The sequence below is a fragment of the Streptomyces durhamensis genome (assembly GCF_000725475.1).
GTDB lineage: Bacteria > Actinomycetota > Actinomycetes > Streptomycetales > Streptomycetaceae > Streptomyces > Streptomyces filipinensis.
The window spans coordinates 161,312-176,471 of the sequence record NZ_JNXR01000009.1 but is presented as its reverse complement, the minus strand read 5'-3'; the positions used below and the strand labels follow the sequence as shown (position 1 = coordinate 176,471).

Below are 15,160 nucleotides of genomic sequence, written 5' to 3'. Positions count from 1 at the left end.
CTACGTACGCTGGGCCCATGGAGACGGGGAGCCCGGATGAGACCGGGATACCGGGGGCCGAGCTGGTGTGGCGGGGGCTGCAGCCCGCTCTGATACGGGTGCGCCGGCTGCTCGTGGTGGTGTGGACGGCGGTGCTCACGGTCGCCGTCGGGCTGCTGCTGGGCCTGCTCGTGGGGCCCGTGTGGGCCGCCTTCGCGCTGGCTCCGCCGGCCCTGGGCGCGTGGGGCTGGCGGCTGGTGGAGCGCAACTGGCGCTCGTGGCGCTACGCCGAGCGCGCGGACGACCTGCTGATCAGCCGCGGTGTCCTGTGGCGCGAGGAGACGGTGGTGCCGTACGGGCGGATGCAGCTGGTCGAGGTCACCTCCGGACCCGTCGAGCGGCGCTTCGGGCTGGCCCACGTGCAGCTGCACACGGCGGCCGCCGCGACCGACGCGACCATCCCCGGCCTGGACCCGGCCGAGGCGGAGCGGCTGCGCGACCGGCTCACCGAGCTGGGCGAGGCCCGATCGGCGGGCCTGTGACCGCCCCCGACCACGGCGACGCCGTACCCGCCGCGGAACCGGCGCAGACGACACAGGCCGGGCATGCGGGGCATGCCGGGCATGCAGCGGAGCGCGCGGCGGTGACCGAGCGCCGGTTGCACCCCGTCACGCCCTTCCGGCGGGCGTGGGCACCGATCACCGTGCTCGCCGGATGGGCGGTGCACGACCCGAACGCGACGCAGCAGCAGCTGGAACGGCTGACCACCACCGTGCTGCTGCTGGGACTCGCCGTGCTGGTGCCGGTGGCCGGCCTCTACGGCTTCCTGTCCTGGTGGTTCACGCACTTCGCGGTCACCGACACCGAACTGCGCATCCGCACCGGCCTGTTGTTCCGGCGCACCGCGCACATCCGCCTGGAACGCATCCAGGCCGTGGACGTCTCCCGTCCCCTCCTCGCGCGCGTGGCGGGTGTCGCCAAGCTGCGGATCGACGTCGTGGGCGCCGACGACAAGGACGAACTGGCCTTCCTGGGAGAGCGGGAGGCACGCGCCCTGCGCGCGGAACTGCTGGCGCGCGCGGCGGGTTTCGCTCCCGAGACGGCGCGTGAGGTCGGCGAGGCGCCGGCGCACGAGCTGCTGCGCGTCCCTCCGCGTGCTCTGGCGCTCTCCCTGGCGCTGACGGGCGCCACCTGGGGCGCATGGTGCGCCGCGGTCGTCGTACCGACCGCGCTGTGGCTCACCACCCACAACCTGTGGACGGTCCTCGCGACCGCCCTGCCGCTGCTCGGCGCGGCCGGCGCGAGCAGCGCGGGACGGTTCGCCGGCGAGTTCGACTGGAAGGTGGGCGAGTCTCCGGACGGGCTGCGCATCGACCACGGGCTGCTCGACCGTACGCACGAGACGGTCCCGCCCGGGCGGGTGCAGACCGTGCGGATCGTGGAGCCGCTGCTGTGGCGGCGGCTCGGCTGGGTGCGGGTGGAGCTGGACGTGGCCGGGTCCGCCAACTCGGTGCTGGTGCCGGTCGCCCCGCGCCCGGTCGCCGAGTCGGTCGTCGCGCGCGTGCTGCCCGGTGTGACGGTGCCCCAGACGCTGGGCGGGCCCCCGCGCCGGGCCCGCTGGTGCGTGCCTGTGTGGTGGCGCGGCCACCGCCTCGCGGTCACCGACACCGTGTTCGCCACCCGGCACGGCCTGCTGCGCCGCCGGCTCTCGCTGGTCCCGCACGCCAAGGTGCAGAGCGTACGGCTGAGCCAGGGCCCCTGGCAGCGCCTCTGGCGGCTCGCCGAGGTCCACGTGGACACCGGAGCCGACAAGACCGTGACAGCCCGTCTGCGGGACGCCGAGGACGCCGCGCGGCTCCTGCACGCCCAGGCGGAGAGGTCCCGTACGGGCCGCCGGGTCGCCCGCCCGGACCGCTGGATGACATGAGGCCCGGCTCCCTCGCGGGAAGCCGGGCCCTGTCGTCCTCGTGAGCCGTGATCGCTCAGGAAGCCGCGCTGCGCAGCCCCTGCACGTCGATCTGCTCGGTCTCGTCGTGCGCGGTGAGGTCGATGACCTGGCCGACACCGAGCGACTGCGCGTCGGCCTGCTTGAACCCGGCCTCGGACTCGGCCTTGTGCACGGCGAGCGCCTCCTCGCCGACGACGTCGGCGAGATCCTCGTTCTGCACGGAGTCCAGCGCGGCCTTCGGTCCGCCCTTCTGGGTGCCGAAGAAGTCGAAACCGCCCTCGACCGTCTGGCGCCGCGCGGGCGCGGCCGGTACGACGGCCACCGCGGTCGGCACCGTGAAGTGCCCGGCAGGCTGCCCCACGGGCTTGGCGGGCTCGGCCGGTGCCGTGGGTTCGGCGGCCGCGCGCGCGTGCCCGCCGGCCGCCACGGGCTGCCCCTGTGCCTCGTCCTCCTGGGCGGCCGGCGCACCGGCCTCACTGCGAGCGGCCTCGGCGCCGTCCGTCGCGCCGCCTTCCGCCACGCCGTCCGGGGCATCCTGCGCGGCGGCTTCCGAGGCGGCGACGGAGCCGGCCGCGCCCGCAGCGGACCTGCGACCGTCGGCCCTGCCCGCCGGGACGGCCTCCGTGACGGCGCCGGCTTCGGCGGCTTCGTGCTCGCCGGTGCCGGGCTCGCGGGGCTCGGAGGGGGCAAAGGCCTCGGGGCTCTCGCGGACCTCGGGGGTCTCGGAGGTCTCGGGAACAGCCGGCCGCACAGCGGTGTCCCCGGCGGCTATCTCCTCGGCAGCTATCTCTTCGGCAGCGATGCCCTCGGCAGCCGTGTCCTCAGCAGTCACGGCCTCGGCAGTCACGGCCTCCGCAGCCGTGTCCCCCGCTGCCGTGTCCCCGGCGGTTATGTCCTCAGCTGCCGTGCCCTCGGCTGCCGCGGCCTCGGACACCGCGGGCGTCGACGCTTCGGCGGCTTCCGTCCCGGCGTCGGCCGGCGCTTCGCCGCCGAACCGGGCCAGGGCCGTGAGGGCCTGCCGGTACAGCCGGCCGCCCTCGGGCGAGAACACCGCGCAGGCCGCCGGCTCGTCCCCGGATTCCTCCCGGTCCTCCCCGGCGATCGCGGCCGGCTCTGCGGCCTCGCCCGCTCCCTCGACGGCGGCAGGGTCCGGGGCCTCGTCCGCCTCCGCCACCCCGGCCGGCTCGGGCTCGGCGCGGCGCGCGGGCGGCAGCGCGGGCGGGGACGACGGCTCGGCGGCCTCGATCTCCAGCAGCCGGCGCCCCTCCAGGGCGGTCGCGCGCTCGGTCTCCGCCGTGGCGTACCGGCGCAGCAGGGCCGCGTGCTCGTTGCGCAGGCCGGCGAGCTCCGCGCGCTTGGCGCGCAGCCGCTGCTCCAGCTTGGCGCGCAGCTCGCGCGACTCCTCCAGGTCGGTCTCCAGTTCGGCGACCCGCTCCTCGTACCGCCATTCGTCGCCGACACGCGCGCGTGTCAGCTCGGCGACCCGTTTGCCCGCCTGTGCGTCCCAGCGGCGCATCACGACCGCGCCGACGACCGCCGTCGCGGCGGCCGCTGCGGCCAGTACGCGCAACACCGTGGTCTCGGAGAACGCCCAGGGACCCAGCGCGCAGACGACGGAGACACCGGCGATCGCCGACGGAGGCAACAGCCGGTGCAGGGGTGGTGAATGGCGGTGGCGTCCACGTGGCATGGCCAGAAACTTACCGCGCGTAGGCGAATCGCGGACCCCCGCCCCGTAAAAACACGGCCACAACACCGGCTTCACGGGGCGTCAGGCGTTCGCCGGCTCAGCGGTCGGTGAGACGTCCGCTCATCCACTGCAGCGCCGCCGGGATCTCGCGCCGCCAGGTGTTGAAGTTGTGCCCGCCGCTGTCCAGGATGATCGACGAGATCCGGGTCAGCTTCGTGGCCTGCACGCGCGCGATGAACTGCAGTGTGTCTTTGTAGTTGTGCTCGCCGACCTTGCTGCTGGTGACGAGCAGCGAGGTGTCCGGCGCCTGCTGGTGCTGGAGCATCCAGTGCAGGTCGGCGCGGTTCTGCAGGTTCTTGTCGCCGTGGAAGAGGTCGCCGGTGGTGGGGTCGATCGGCGCCTTGTAGTAGGGCGACAGGCCCGCGGCGGCCGCGTACACGTCGGGGTGGTGCATGGCGAGCTTGAGCGCGCAGTAGCCGCCCGTGGAGTCACCGATGACACCCCAGCTGCCGGGCCGCTTGCCGACCCGGTAGTGCGTGAGGACGGCCTCCGGCAGGTCCTGCGCAAAAAACGTTTCTGTCTGCGGTCCGCCCGGGACGTCCACGCACTCGGTGTCCCGGGGCGGCGCCACGGTGGGCCGCATCATCACCAGGATCATCGGCTGGGCCCGCCCGTCCTTGGCCAGCTGCTGTGCCGTGTGCGGGTAGTGCAGCTTGTCCACCAGTGCCTGCGCCGTACCCGGGTAGCCGGTCAGGACGACCGCCGCCGGGAACGTACGCGTGCGGTACTGCGGCTGGAAGTACTCGGGCGGCAGGTAGACGAACGCCGGCGTGGCGATGTGGCTCCTGCGGCCGACGATGTCGACCTTCTGTATCTGCCCGGTCATCTGCGGGCCGTGGCCGCGCACGCCCTGCACGTCGGACGACGAGAGCACCTGGACCGGGCCGCCGGTGCCGCCGCCCGCGGCGTGGTCGACGACGACGCCCTGATCGGTCTCCTGGCCCAGCAGGTCCGCCCAGCTGGCGTAGAAACCGAAGGCCTGATTGGCGGCCAGGCCCACGGAGGAGAACAGCGCCAGCTGGGTGGCGAGCAGTAGTCCGACTCTCCCGCTGACGGTCCGCCAGCTCTGCCGGGCGAGCCGCGGCCACAGCCACACCGTGCCGACGAACAGGACGGCGGCGAAGAAGATCGCCAGTACCAGCACCTTGTTGCTCGTGAGACCCATGGGCTGTTTCCTGCCTGCGCTTTCCGCCCGGCACCCGCCCACGCTTCGTCGCGAGGGCTTGCCCGGGGCTTTCCTTGGCCTTTGACCCGACTTTCCGGTGGGGAGTGAACCTCTCTCCCCAAGACACCGTCCTAGAGGGCGCAATGTCGCCGGATGCCCGATCGGGCCCGGGTTCAAGGTCTCTCGCAGAACTACGGGATGCGATGTCTGTCAGGATAGATGGGGAAATGTCGGGCGGGGTTCCGGGCCGATCAAGCCGGGCGCGGCGCATACTGCGCGGTCCGCGCCCCGAGGCCGCCCCCGCCCTGGTCGGCAGGGCGGCCGCGCTCGTGGGCGTCCTGGACATCGCCGCGGGTGTGTTCCCGCGCTTCCGGCACAGCCGTATGCACGCTATCGCCGAGGTGCTGCCGGGCTCGTTCGGCCCCTTCGCCGCGGCGCTCTCGCTGAGCTCCGGCGTGCTGTTGCTGCTGCTCGCGCACGGGCTCAAGCGGCGCAAACGCCGGGCGTGGCGCGCCGCGGTCGTGCTGCTGCCGGCGGGCGCGGTGGCCCAGGTCGCCTACCGCCACTCGATCCTCGGCGTGCTGATCGCGGTCGCGCTGCTCGTTCCCCTCCTGCTGCACCGAAGCGAGTTCTCGGCGCTGCCCGACCCGCGCAGCAGGTGGCGGGCGCTCGCCAACTTCGTGCTCATGAGCGCCGGTTCGCTCCTCCTCGGGCTCGTCATCGTCAGCGTCCACCCGCACCGGACGATCGGCGATCCGAGCCTGGCCGACCGGCTGACGCACGTCATCTACGGCCTGTTCGGCTTCGAGGGCCCGGTCGACTACCAGGGCAACACGTCCTGGACCGTCGCCTTCTCCCTCGGCGCCCTCGGCTGGATCACCGCCGCCACCACCATCTACCTGGCGTTCCGCCCCGAACACCCGGCCGCGCGCCTCACCGAGGAGGACGAGTCCCGCCTGCGGGCCCTGCTGGAGAAGCACGGGCGCCGTGACTCCCTCGGCCACTTCGCGCTGCGCCGCGACAAGGCGGTCGTGTTCTCCCCCAGCGGCAAGGCCGCGGTCACCTACCGCGTCGTCTCCGGCGTGATGCTCGCCAGCGGCGACCCCATCGGCGACGTGGAGGCCTGGCCCGGCGCCATCGAACGCTTCATGGACGAGGCCAAGGCGCACTCCTGGACCCCGGCCGTCATGGGCTGTTCGGAGACGGGCGGCGAGGTGTGGACCCGCGAGACCGGCCTCGATGCCCTGGAACTGGGCGACGAGGCGGTGGTGGACGTCGCGGATTTCTCCCTCGCCGGACGCGCGATGCGCAACGTCCGACAAATGGTCAAGCGCATCGAGCGAGCCGGCTACGAAACGCGGGTACGGCGCATCCGTGACCTCGGCGACACCGAGCTGGAGCGCATCCGCCGGGCGGCGGAGGACTGGCGGGGCACCGACACCGAGCGCGGCTTCTCCATGGCGCTCGGCCGGATCGGCGACCCCGTCGACGGCGACTGCCTGATCGCCACCGCCCACAAGTCCGACGAGCAGCCCGGCGAGTACGGCGACCTGAAGGCGATCCTGCACTTCGTGCCCTGGGGCAGGGACGGCGTCTCGCTGGACCTGATGCGCCGTGACCGCAGCGCGGACCCCGGCATGAACGAGCTGCTGATCGTCGCCGCCCTCCAGTCGGCCCCGAAGTTCGGGATCAGCCGCGTCTCGCTGAACTTCGCGATGTTCCGCTCCGCCCTCGCGCGCGGGGAGAAGATCGGCGCCGGCCCGGTGCTGCGCGCCTGGCGCGGACTGCTGGTGTTCCTCTCGCGCTGGTTCCAGATCGAGTCGCTGTACAAGTTCAACGCCAAGTTCCAGCCGCGCTGGGAGCCCCGCTTCGTGGTCTACCGGCACTCCGCCGACCTGCCCCGCATCGGCTTCGCCGCCATGCAGGCGGAGGGCTTCGTGGACCTCGCCGTGCCGCTCCCACGCTTCCTGCGCCGGCGCAGGGCGGCGGCCGCCGAGCGCACCTGCGCGCACGCCGTGGCGGACCGCGAGGTCCACGCGGCCTGACCCGCCGCACGACGCAACCAGACGCCTGATGACCCGACGGTGTGACCAAGACGCGCCCGGGCGGGCGCCCCGCCCCCTGAGGCACCGGGGCTCCCGCCCGGGCCGCGGCGCGTTCGCGGCACCCTCCTGGGCCTACGCTGAACGTATGAACAACCTCAGCGGGCGCGGCCAGGTGGCGGGCCTTCCGGCGTGGGACCGGTGCGCGGTCATGGGTGTCGTCAACGTGACCCCCGACTCCTTCTCCGACGGAGGCCGCTGGTTCGACACGTCCGTCGCCGTCAAGCACGGTCTGGACCTCGTCTCCGAAGGCGCGGACCTGGTCGACGTCGGCGGCGAGTCCACCCGTCCCGGCGCCACCCGTGTGGACGAGGCCGAGGAGCTCAGGCGGGTCATCCCGGTCGTGCGCGGCCTCGCCTCCGAGGGTGTCGTCGTCTCTGTCGACACCATGCGCGCCTCCGTCGCCGAGCAGTCCCTCGCGGCCGGCGCCGCCCTCGTCAACGACGTCAGCGGCGGCCTCGCCGACCCGGCGATGATCCCCGTGGTCGCCGACGCGGGCGCCCCGTTCGTCGTCATGCACTGGCGCGGCTTCCTCAAGGGCGGCAACGTCAAGGGCGTCTACGACGACGTCGTCACCGAAGTCGTGGACGAGCTGCACGCGCGCGTGGAGGCCGTCCTCGCCGGCGGCATCGCCCCCGACCGGATCGTCGTCGACCCCGGCCTCGGCTTCTCCAAGGAGGCCGAGCACGACCTCACCCTCCTCGCCCACCTCGACCGCCTGCGCGCCCTCGGTCACCCGATGCTCGTGGCCGCCTCCCGCAAGCGGTTCCTCGGCCGTGTCCTCGCCGGCCCGCAGGGCGCGCCCCCGCCGGCCCGGGAGCGCGACGCCGCCACGGCCGCGGTCTCCGCCCTGGCGGCGCATTCCGGCGCGTGGGCGGTGCGCGTCCACGAGGTCCGCGCCACCGCGGACGCGGTACGGGTCGCGCGCGCCATGGAGCAGGCGCGTGCAGCGGGCTGCGCAGCGGGATCAGCGCCGGGCGCACGACGCGAGGAAGGGGCGCGCGAAACGGGGCACACGCTGGGCGATAAGGGTGAACGTGGGGCGGACGAAGCCCGGTGAGCGCCCCCCATACGGACGTCGAGCAGGTGGAGGCCGCCAACACCGCCTTCTATGAGGCGATGGAGCGCGGTGACTTCGAGGAACTGTCCGCGCTCTGGCTCACCCCCGCCGACCTGGGCGTCGACGAGGAGTACCACGACCCGGCGGACACCGGCGTGATCTCCTGTGTGCACCCCGGCTGGCCGGTGCTCACCGGCCGCGGCGAGGTCCTCCGGTCGTACGCCCTGATCATGGCCAACACCGACTACATCCAGTTCTTCCTCACCGACGTGCATGTCTCCGTCACCGGCGACACCGCCCTCGTGACCTGCACGGAGAACATCCTCAGCGGCGGCCCGGCCCCGGCGGACGGCGCGGAACTGGGACCGCTGGTCGGCCAGCTCGTCGTCGCCACGAACGTGTTCCGGCGCACGCCCTCCGGCTGGAAGCTCTGGTCCCACCACGCCTCCCCGGTGCTGGCGGAGAGCGACGGCGAGGACGGCGAGACCGGCATCAATGGCGTGAATCCGGACGACGGACCGCTCGCCTGAGCGGGTACCCGTCTCCGCAGGAGCAAGAAGTGGTTGGAATCACCTACCCCGGGGTAGGAGCCGCTACCAGCCCATGACGGGGCCGTGTTTCCCCGGGGAAACACGAGGTGAACCCTCGTGGTCCCGGGCCCGCGCCCGCGCCCCGCAACCCGGGTTTGTCAGTGCCCGCAGGTAGATTCGTCTGAGGCCGGTGTGCCGCCCGCACGCGGTACGGACCGGTCCTTCCCGACGATTGCAGGAGTGATTCGCGTGGATCGTGTCGCGCTGCGCGGCCTCAAGGCCCGCGGGCACCACGGGGTGTTCCCCAAGGAACGCGAGGAGGGCCAGACCTTCATCGTCGACCTCGTCCTGGGGCTGGACACCCGGCCGGCGGCGGCCGACGACGACCTGGCGAAGACCGTGCACTACGGCATCGTGGCCGAGGAAGTCGTGGCCGTGGTCGAGGGCGAGCCGGTGAACCTCATCGAGACCCTCGCCGAGCGGATCGCCCAGACCTGCCTGAAGCACGAAGGGGTCCAGGAGGTCGAGGTCTGCCTCCACAAGCCGGACGCGCCGATCACCGTTCCCTTCGACGACGTGACCGTCACCATCACCCGGAGCCGAGTATGACCCGACCTTTCCTCCAGGGTCACAGCGACCCGACCGTCCAGCCGGTACCCGCCTCGGTCGTCGAGCAGGTCGACGCCGCCGACACCACCCTGCAGAACCCGAAGTGGGCCGTCATCTCCATCGGCGCCAACCTCGGCAACCGCCTGGAGACCCTGCAGGGCGCCGTCGACGCGCTCGAGGACACCCCTGGCGTCCGGGTGAAGGGCGTCTCCCCGGTGTACGAGACCGAGCCCTGGGGCGTCGAGCCCGGCAGCCAGCCGTCGTACTTCAACGCGGTCGTGCTCCTCAAGACCACCCTGCCCCCGGCCTCCCTCCTGGAGCGGGCGCACGCCATCGAGGAGGCGTACAAACGCGTCCGTGACGAGCACTGGGGCCCCCGCACCCTGGACGTCGACATCGTCGCCTACGCCGGCGTCACCTCCGACGACCCGCACCTCACCCTGCCCCACCCGCGCGCCCATGAGCGCGCGTTCGTGCTCGCGCCCTGGCACGACGTGGACCCGCAGGCCCAGCTCCCCGGCCACGGCACCGTGGCCGATCTGCTCTCGGCCATCACCCGCACAGGAGTCGAACCCCGCGAGGACCTGGAACTCCGACTGCCCGAGTAGTCGTTAAGGTCAAGACGACAAGGTCATGAGCGGCCGCCGTCCGGGCCGGTCCGGGGGAGCTGAAGGGACACCGTGAGAGAGCTGCGCATCAGGGTGCTGGCGGGCGTGTTCGTCGTGGCCGGCGTCCTGTCCTGGGCGGGCGCCCGCCTCTGGAACTCGATCGGGACCCTCCCCAGCGTCCCCCTGGCCGCCCCCATCGTCCTGGCCCTGATCGCGGTGGTGCTGCTCGCCACGGCGCTCTCGCTGCGCGCCCGGTTCAAGGCCCAGCGCGAGCGCCGCCCCGGCGCGAAGGGCGTCGACCCGCTGATGGCCGCCCGCGCGGTCGTCTTCGGCCAGGCCAGCGCGCTGGTCGCCGCCCTCGTCGCCGGTATGTACGGCGGCACGGGCGTCTTCCTGCTGGAGCTGCTGGACATCCCGGCCCGCCGCGACCAGGCCTTCTACGCCGGCTTCTCGGTCCTCGCGGGCATCGCGGTCATAGCGGCGGCCCTGTTCCTGGAGCGGGTGTGCAAACTCCCGGAGGACGAGGACCAGAACCACCCGGGAGCGGAACCGGCGGCCTGACCGCCGGTTTCCCGAAGCACCGGTTCAGAGCGCCGGTTCAGAGCAGGTTCAGTGCGCCATGATCAGGCTCATGGCCTCGTTCCGCGTCGCCGCATCCCGCAGCTGACCGCGCACGGCGGACGTTATGGTCTTCGCCCCCGGCTTGCGGATGCCGCGCATGGACATGCACATGTGCTCGCACTCCACGACCACGATGACGCCCCGCGGCTCCAGGATCTCCATCAGGGAGTCCGCGATCTGGGTGGTGAGTCGTTCCTGCACCTGCGGCCGCCGGGCGTAGACGTCCACCAGCCGGGCCAGCTTGGACAGGCCGGTGATCTTCCCGGTGACGGACGGGATGTAGCCGACGTGGGCGACACCCCGGAACGGGACCAGATGGTGCTCGCAGGTGCTGTACACCTCGATGTCCTTCACGAGCACCATCTCGTCGTGCCCCAGGTCGAACGTCGTCGTCAGCACGTCGTCGGGCTTCTGCCACAGACCCGCGAAGATCTCCCTGTACGCACGCGCCACCCGCGCCGGCGTCTCCCGCAGGCCCTCCCGGTCCGGGTCCTCGCCGACCGCGATCAGCAGTTCCCGTACGGCGTTCTGGGCGCGCTTCTCGTCGAACTCGCCGATCTGGCCCTCGCCGTCCAGCGTCACCGGGTCGGTCATCTGGTTCCTCGTTCCTGTGCTTCACGCATGGCGGCGGCCACGCGTCTGTCTGCGGACATACGAACGCCGCGCCCACCAGGCTAAACCTGGCAGGCGCGGCGTTCATTCCAGGCCGGTTGGCCGAAACGCGGTCAGCTCTCCGGGCGGTCCTCCGGAGCCTGGTCCGTGACCGGAGCCGACTCCGTGGCGGTGGACTTGACCGTGCTGATCGCGGCCGTCGCGCCGTTCGCGCCGTTGGTCAGTGCCAGCTCCTTGGGGGAGAGCACCGGCGGGCGGGTGGACGGGGTGCGGCGGGAGGAGCCGGTCCAGGCGGGCCGCGGCGGGCGCTTGACGATGGGGGCGAAGATCTCGGCGATCTCCTCCTTGCCCAGGGTCTCCTTCTCCAGCAGGTGAAGGACGAGCTGGTCGAGCACGTCGCGGTTCTCGACCAGGATCTCCCAGGCCTCGTTGTGCGCGTTCTCGATGAGCTTCTTGACCTCTTCGTCCACCAGCGCGGCGACCTCTTCCGAGTAGTCACGCTGGTGAGCCATCTCACGGCCGAGGAAGGGCTCGCTGTTGTCGCCGCCGAACTTGATGGCGCCGAGCCGCTCGGTCATGCCGTACTGCGTGACCATCGCACGGGCCAGGTTGGTGGCCTTCTCGATGTCGTTCGCGGCACCGGTGGTCGGGTCGTGGAAGACCAGTTCCTCGGCGGCGCGGCCGCCCAGCATGTAGCCGAGCTGGTCGAGCATCTCGTTGCGGGTGGTCGAGTACTTGTCCTCGTCGGGCAGCACCATCGTGTAGCCGAGGGCGCGGCCGCGGGACAGGATCGTGATCTTGTGGACCGGGTCGGAGTTCGGGGAGGCCGCCGCGACCAGGGCGTGACCGCCCTCGTGGTACGCGGTGATCTTCTTCTCCTTGTCCGACATGATCCGGGTCCGCTTCTGCGGGCCCGCGACCACACGGTCGATCGCCTCGTCCAGCGCCCTGTTGTCGATCAGCTTCTGGTCGCCGCGGGCGGTCAGCAGCGCCGCCTCGTTGAGGACGTTCGCCAGGTCGGCACCCGTCATACCGGGGGTGCGGCGGGCGACGGCGGCCAGGTCGACGTCGGGGGCGACCGGCTTGCCCTTCTGGTGGACCTTGAGGATCTCCAGGCGGCCCTGCAGGTCCGGCGGGTCGACCGCGATCTGGCGGTCGAAGCGGCCGGGACGCAGCAGCGCCGGGTCGAGGATGTCGGGGCGGTTCGTGGCGGCGATGAGGATCACGCCGCCCTTGACGTCGAAGCCGTCCATCTCGACCAGCAGCTGGTTCAGGGTCTGCTCGCGCTCGTCGTGACCACCGCCGAGGCCGGCGCCGCGGTGACGGCCGACCGCGTCGATCTCGTCGACGAAGACGATCGCCGGGGCGTTGGCCTTGGCCTGCTCGAACAGGTCACGGACCCGGGAGGCACCGACACCGACGAACATCTCGACGAAGTCGGAACCGGAGATCGAGTAGAAGGGGACGCCCGCTTCGCCGGCCACGGCACGGGCGAGCAGCGTCTTACCGGTACCCGGGCGGCCGTAGAGCAGCACACCCTTGGGGATCTTGGCGCCGACGGCCTGGAACTTGGCCGGCTCCTGCAGGAACTCCTTGATCTCGTGGAGCTCCTCGACGGCCTCGTCACAACCGGCGACGTCGGCGAAGGTCGTCTTCGGGGTGTCCTTGGTGATGAGCTTGGCCTTCGACTTGCCGAAGTTCATCACCCGGGAGCCGCCGCCCTGCATCTGGTTCATCAGAAACAGGAAGACGACCACGATCAGGACGAAGGGCAGCAGGGAGAGCAGGACGCCGACGAACGGGTTCTGCTTGGACGGCGAGACCGTGTAGCCGTCCGGGATCCGCTTCTGCTCGTACTTGGTCTGGAGCTGGCTGGCGATGGTCACGCCCTGGTCGCCGATGTAGCTCGCCTGGATCTTCGAGCTGCCGTCGACCTTCTGGCCGTCTTTGAGGGTGACCTTGATGGTCTGCTCGTCGCCTGTGGTCAGTTTGGCCGACTGGACCCTGTTGTCATTGATCGCCGCAACGACCTGGCCGGTGTCCACCGTCTTGTAGCCGCCGGACGAGCCGACGACCTGCATCAACACGACCACGGCAAGGACGGCCAGCACGATCCACATGACCGGCCCACGGAAGTATCGCTTCACGTCCATCCATACGGAGCGGTGCCGCCCCGTCCCTCCTGCCATAGTGAGTTTGATAAGACAGTTCTTCTGACGGTACCCCAGCGTGGTGGTCCGAAGCCGCACGAAGTCGCTTCCGACGGCTGGGAAACCCGTCTCTGCATGCTTCAACGGCGCGGAACCCGCCGGGGTTCCCGATCGTCCTACAAGCTTGAGCCGAGTGGCTCAGCCCACGACCCGGTCCGGCTCAGCCGCCGTAGACGTGGGGCGCGAGCGTACCGACGAACGGCAGGTTGCGGTACTTCTCGGCGTAGTCGAGGCCGTAGCCGACGACGAACTCGTTCGGGATGTCGAAGCCGACCCACTCGACGTCGATGGCGACCTTCGCGGCGTCCGGCTTGCGCAGCAGGGTGCACACCTTCAGGGACGCGGGCTCGCGGGAGCCGAGGTTGTTGATCAGCCAGGACAGGGTCAGGCCGGAGTCGATGATGTCCTCGACGATCAGGACGTGCTTGCCCTTGATGTCGGTGTCGAGGTCCTTGAGGATCCGCACGACACCGGAGGACTGGGTGCCCGCGCCGTAAGAGGACACGGCCATCCAGTCCATGGTGACGGGGGTGGACAGCGCCCGGGCGAGGTCGGCCATGACCATCACGGCGCCCTTGAGGACGCCGACGATGAGCAGGTCCTTGCCCGCGTACTCCGCGTCGATCTTCGCGGCCAGCTCGGCCAGCTTCGCGTCGATCTCTTCCTTGGTGATGAGCACCTGCTGGAGGTCGGCACCCATGTCTTTCGCGTCCACCCGCATCACTTTCGGTCGTCCCGCAGTTACGGCCGTAGGCCACGGCCTCCGGCTCGGGCCGTGTGCACGGCCACCGGCTGCCCGGACCGGTCGCCGGAGGGTCGCTCCGCGGGACCGGGATTCAGCCTTGCCGAATCACCAGTCTGCCACCCTGCCGCTGGGCGACGACTTTGCCCGGGAGATTGATGGCTCCCTGGCCGCGCCAGCCGGTGATCAGGCGGTCGACTTCCTCGATGTGGCGGGCGAACAGCGAACCGGCCGGTGCGCCGGCCTCGATGGCGGCGCGGCGCAGGATGCGGCGGCGCACGGCGGGCGGGAGGGCGTAGAGCTTGGCGCACTCCAGCAGGCCCGCTGCGTCCCGTACGGAGGCCTCCGCCTGGCTGGCCCAGGTGTCGAGGGCGTCGGCGTCGTCGCGGGAGAGCTGGGCGGTGCGGGCGAGCGCCTCCACGACCCCTTTGCCGAGGGCCTTCTCCAGGGCGGGCAGGCCCTCGTGCCGGAGCCGGGAGCGGGTGTAGGCGGGGTCGGCGTTGTGAGGATCGTCCCAGACGGGGAGGGACTGGACCATGCAGGCCTTGCGGGCGGTCTGCCGGTCGAGCTCCAGGAAGGGGCGCCGGTAACGGCCGGCGGCCCCCGAGACCGCCGCCATGCCGGACAGGGAGCGGATGCCGGAACCGCGGGCGAGGCCCAGCAGGACGGTTTCGGCCTGGTCGTCGCGGGTGTGGCCGAGCAGGACCGCGGCGGCGCCGTGGCGTTCGGCGACGGCGTCGAGGGCGGCGTAGCGGGCGTCCCGGGCGGCGGCTTCCGGTCCGCCGTCGCGGCCCACGGTCACGGCGACGGACTCGACCGGGGCGAGGCCGAGTTCGCGCAGGCGCAGGACGACCTCGTCGGCGCGGAGGTCGGAGCCGGGCTGGAGGCCGTGGTCGACGGTGACGCCGCCGGCGCGGATGCCGAGCTTGGGCGCTTCGAAAGCGAGGGCCGAGGCGAGCGCCATGGAGTCGGCACCGCCGGAGCATGCGACGAGCACGAGCGGGGAGGGGAGCCGCTCGGCTGTGCGGTCCGGGCGCGCGCCGACGGCCTGCCGGGCGCCGTGCCCGGCGAAGCTGTGGTGGTGGTTGAGGATGTCGTGGAGGACGCGGCGGACCGCCAGGCGTATCGCCGCGACCGCAGGATGGGGACCCATGTCCGGTTCCCTTCATGAAGTTTTCGGGGGGTGAGCCCGAGCCGGTCACTCAGAGTGTGTAAATGGTGACA

Annotated in this window: 14 protein-coding genes; 8 read left to right on the top strand and 6 right to left on the bottom strand. The window is 71.8% G+C overall.

What is annotated here, in order from left to right; all coding sequences use genetic code 11:
* Positions 1–17 precede the first annotated feature (17 nt).
* Together IO33_RS0115690 and IO33_RS0115685 are read left to right on the top strand one after the other, a co-directional pair.
* Positions 18–521, top strand: a complete 504-nt coding sequence (locus IO33_RS0115690) for a PH domain-containing protein (RefSeq protein ID WP_031165066.1) — start codon at positions 18–20, stop codon at positions 519–521.
* Between the two features lie 101 nt (positions 522–622).
* The gene (locus IO33_RS0115685) at positions 623–1,906 is read left to right on the top strand and encodes a PH domain-containing protein (protein WP_245235799.1); all 1,284 of its coding nucleotides are present in this window, start codon (positions 623–625) and stop codon (positions 1,904–1,906) included.
* Positions 1,907–1,961: 55 nt separating this feature from the next.
* Here IO33_RS0115685 and IO33_RS0115680 read toward each other — a convergent pair whose 3' ends face one another.
* Both IO33_RS0115680 and IO33_RS0115675 read right to left on the bottom strand, forming a co-directional pair.
* Positions 1,962–3,617, bottom strand: coding sequence for a hypothetical protein (locus IO33_RS0115680; RefSeq protein ID WP_031165061.1), 1,656 nt, complete (start codon positions 3,615–3,617; stop codon positions 1,962–1,964).
* A 97-nt stretch (positions 3,618–3,714) separates the two neighbouring features.
* Complete coding sequence (locus IO33_RS0115675; RefSeq protein ID WP_031165059.1) at positions 3,715–4,842, bottom strand: alpha/beta hydrolase; 1,128 nt, start codon at positions 4,840–4,842, stop codon at positions 3,715–3,717.
* Between the two features lie 227 nt (positions 4,843–5,069).
* On the opposite strand from IO33_RS0115675, the gene IO33_RS0115670 reads away from it, so the two are divergent.
* The 6 genes from IO33_RS0115670 to IO33_RS0115645 all read left to right on the top strand — a co-directional run bounded on the left by IO33_RS0115670 (position 5,070) and on the right by IO33_RS0115645 (position 10,312).
* Complete coding sequence (locus IO33_RS0115670) at positions 5,070–6,887, top strand: phosphatidylglycerol lysyltransferase domain-containing protein (RefSeq protein WP_031165056.1); 1,818 nt, start codon at positions 5,070–5,072, stop codon at positions 6,885–6,887.
* A gap of 145 nt (positions 6,888–7,032) precedes the next feature.
* On the top strand, positions 7,033–8,004 hold the full coding sequence (folP, locus tag IO33_RS0115665; protein WP_051926765.1) for a dihydropteroate synthase: 972 nt from the start codon (positions 7,033–7,035) through the stop codon (positions 8,002–8,004).
* Entirely contained in the window at positions 8,001–8,534 is a 534-nt protein-coding gene (locus IO33_RS0115660) for a nuclear transport factor 2 family protein (protein WP_031165052.1), read from the top strand. The genes folP and IO33_RS0115660 overlap by 4 nt, the downstream gene beginning before the upstream one ends.
* Positions 8,535–8,783: 249 nt before the next feature.
* Positions 8,784–9,143 carry a dihydroneopterin aldolase gene (gene folB, locus IO33_RS0115655; RefSeq protein ID WP_031165050.1) on the top strand — a complete coding sequence of 120 codons (360 nt, stop codon included), beginning with the start codon at positions 8,784–8,786 and terminating at the stop codon, positions 9,141–9,143.
* Positions 9,140–9,751, top strand: coding sequence for a 2-amino-4-hydroxy-6-hydroxymethyldihydropteridine diphosphokinase (gene folK / locus IO33_RS0115650; RefSeq protein ID WP_031165048.1), 612 nt, complete (start codon positions 9,140–9,142; stop codon positions 9,749–9,751). The genes folB and folK overlap by 4 nt, the downstream gene beginning before the upstream one ends.
* A gap of 72 nt (positions 9,752–9,823) precedes the next feature.
* Positions 9,824–10,312, top strand: coding sequence for a DUF3180 domain-containing protein (locus tag IO33_RS0115645; RefSeq protein ID WP_031165046.1), 489 nt, complete (start codon positions 9,824–9,826; stop codon positions 10,310–10,312).
* Positions 10,313–10,360: 48 nt separating this feature from the next.
* Here the strand turns inward: IO33_RS0115645 and folE are convergent, their stop codons facing one another.
* The 4 genes from folE to tilS form a co-directional block, all read right to left on the bottom strand.
* On the bottom strand, positions 10,361–10,966 hold the full coding sequence (gene folE, locus IO33_RS0115640) for a GTP cyclohydrolase I FolE (RefSeq protein ID WP_031165043.1): 606 nt from the start codon (positions 10,964–10,966) through the stop codon (positions 10,361–10,363).
* A 131-nt stretch (positions 10,967–11,097) separates the two neighbouring features.
* Positions 11,098–13,137 (bottom strand): ATP-dependent zinc metalloprotease FtsH, encoded by a 2,040-nt coding sequence (ftsH, locus tag IO33_RS0115635; protein ID WP_031165041.1) that lies wholly within the window; start codon positions 13,135–13,137, stop codon positions 11,098–11,100.
* 217 nt (positions 13,138–13,354) lie between these two features.
* Entirely contained in the window at positions 13,355–13,915 is a 561-nt protein-coding gene (gene hpt, locus IO33_RS0115630) for a hypoxanthine phosphoribosyltransferase (protein ID WP_031165039.1), read from the bottom strand.
* Positions 13,916–14,030: 115 nt separating this feature from the next.
* Entirely contained in the window at positions 14,031–15,089 is a 1,059-nt protein-coding gene (gene tilS / locus IO33_RS0115625) for a tRNA lysidine(34) synthetase TilS (RefSeq protein ID WP_031165036.1), read from the bottom strand.
* Between the last annotated feature and the right edge of the window lie 71 nt (positions 15,090–15,160).

Excerpts from the sequence above, each read along its gene's own strand:
- IO33_RS0115690 (WP_031165066.1), top strand. The coding sequence starts at position 18 with ATGGAGACGGGGAGCCCGGATGAGACCGGGATACCGGGGGCCGAGCTG.
- IO33_RS0115680 (WP_031165061.1), bottom strand. The coding sequence starts at position 3,617 with ATGCCACGTGGACGCCACCGCCATTCACCACCCCTGCACCGGCTGTTG.
- IO33_RS0115675 (WP_031165059.1), bottom strand. The coding sequence starts at position 4,842 with ATGGGTCTCACGAGCAACAAGGTGCTGGTACTGGCGATCTTCTTCGCC.
- IO33_RS0115670 (WP_031165056.1), top strand. The coding sequence starts at position 5,070 with ATGTCGGGCGGGGTTCCGGGCCGATCAAGCCGGGCGCGGCGCATACTG.
- folP (WP_051926765.1), top strand. The coding sequence starts at position 7,033 with ATGAACAACCTCAGCGGGCGCGGCCAGGTGGCGGGCCTTCCGGCGTGG.
- folK (WP_031165048.1), top strand. The coding sequence starts at position 9,140 with ATGACCCGACCTTTCCTCCAGGGTCACAGCGACCCGACCGTCCAGCCG.
- folE (WP_031165043.1), bottom strand. The coding sequence starts at position 10,966 with ATGACCGACCCGGTGACGCTGGACGGCGAGGGCCAGATCGGCGAGTTC.
- ftsH (WP_031165041.1), bottom strand. The coding sequence starts at position 13,137 with ATGGACGTGAAGCGATACTTCCGTGGGCCGGTCATGTGGATCGTGCTG.
- hpt (WP_031165039.1), bottom strand. The coding sequence starts at position 13,915 with ATGCGGGTGGACGCGAAAGACATGGGTGCCGACCTCCAGCAGGTGCTC.
- tilS (WP_031165036.1), bottom strand. The coding sequence starts at position 15,089 with ATGGGTCCCCATCCTGCGGTCGCGGCGATACGCCTGGCGGTCCGCCGC.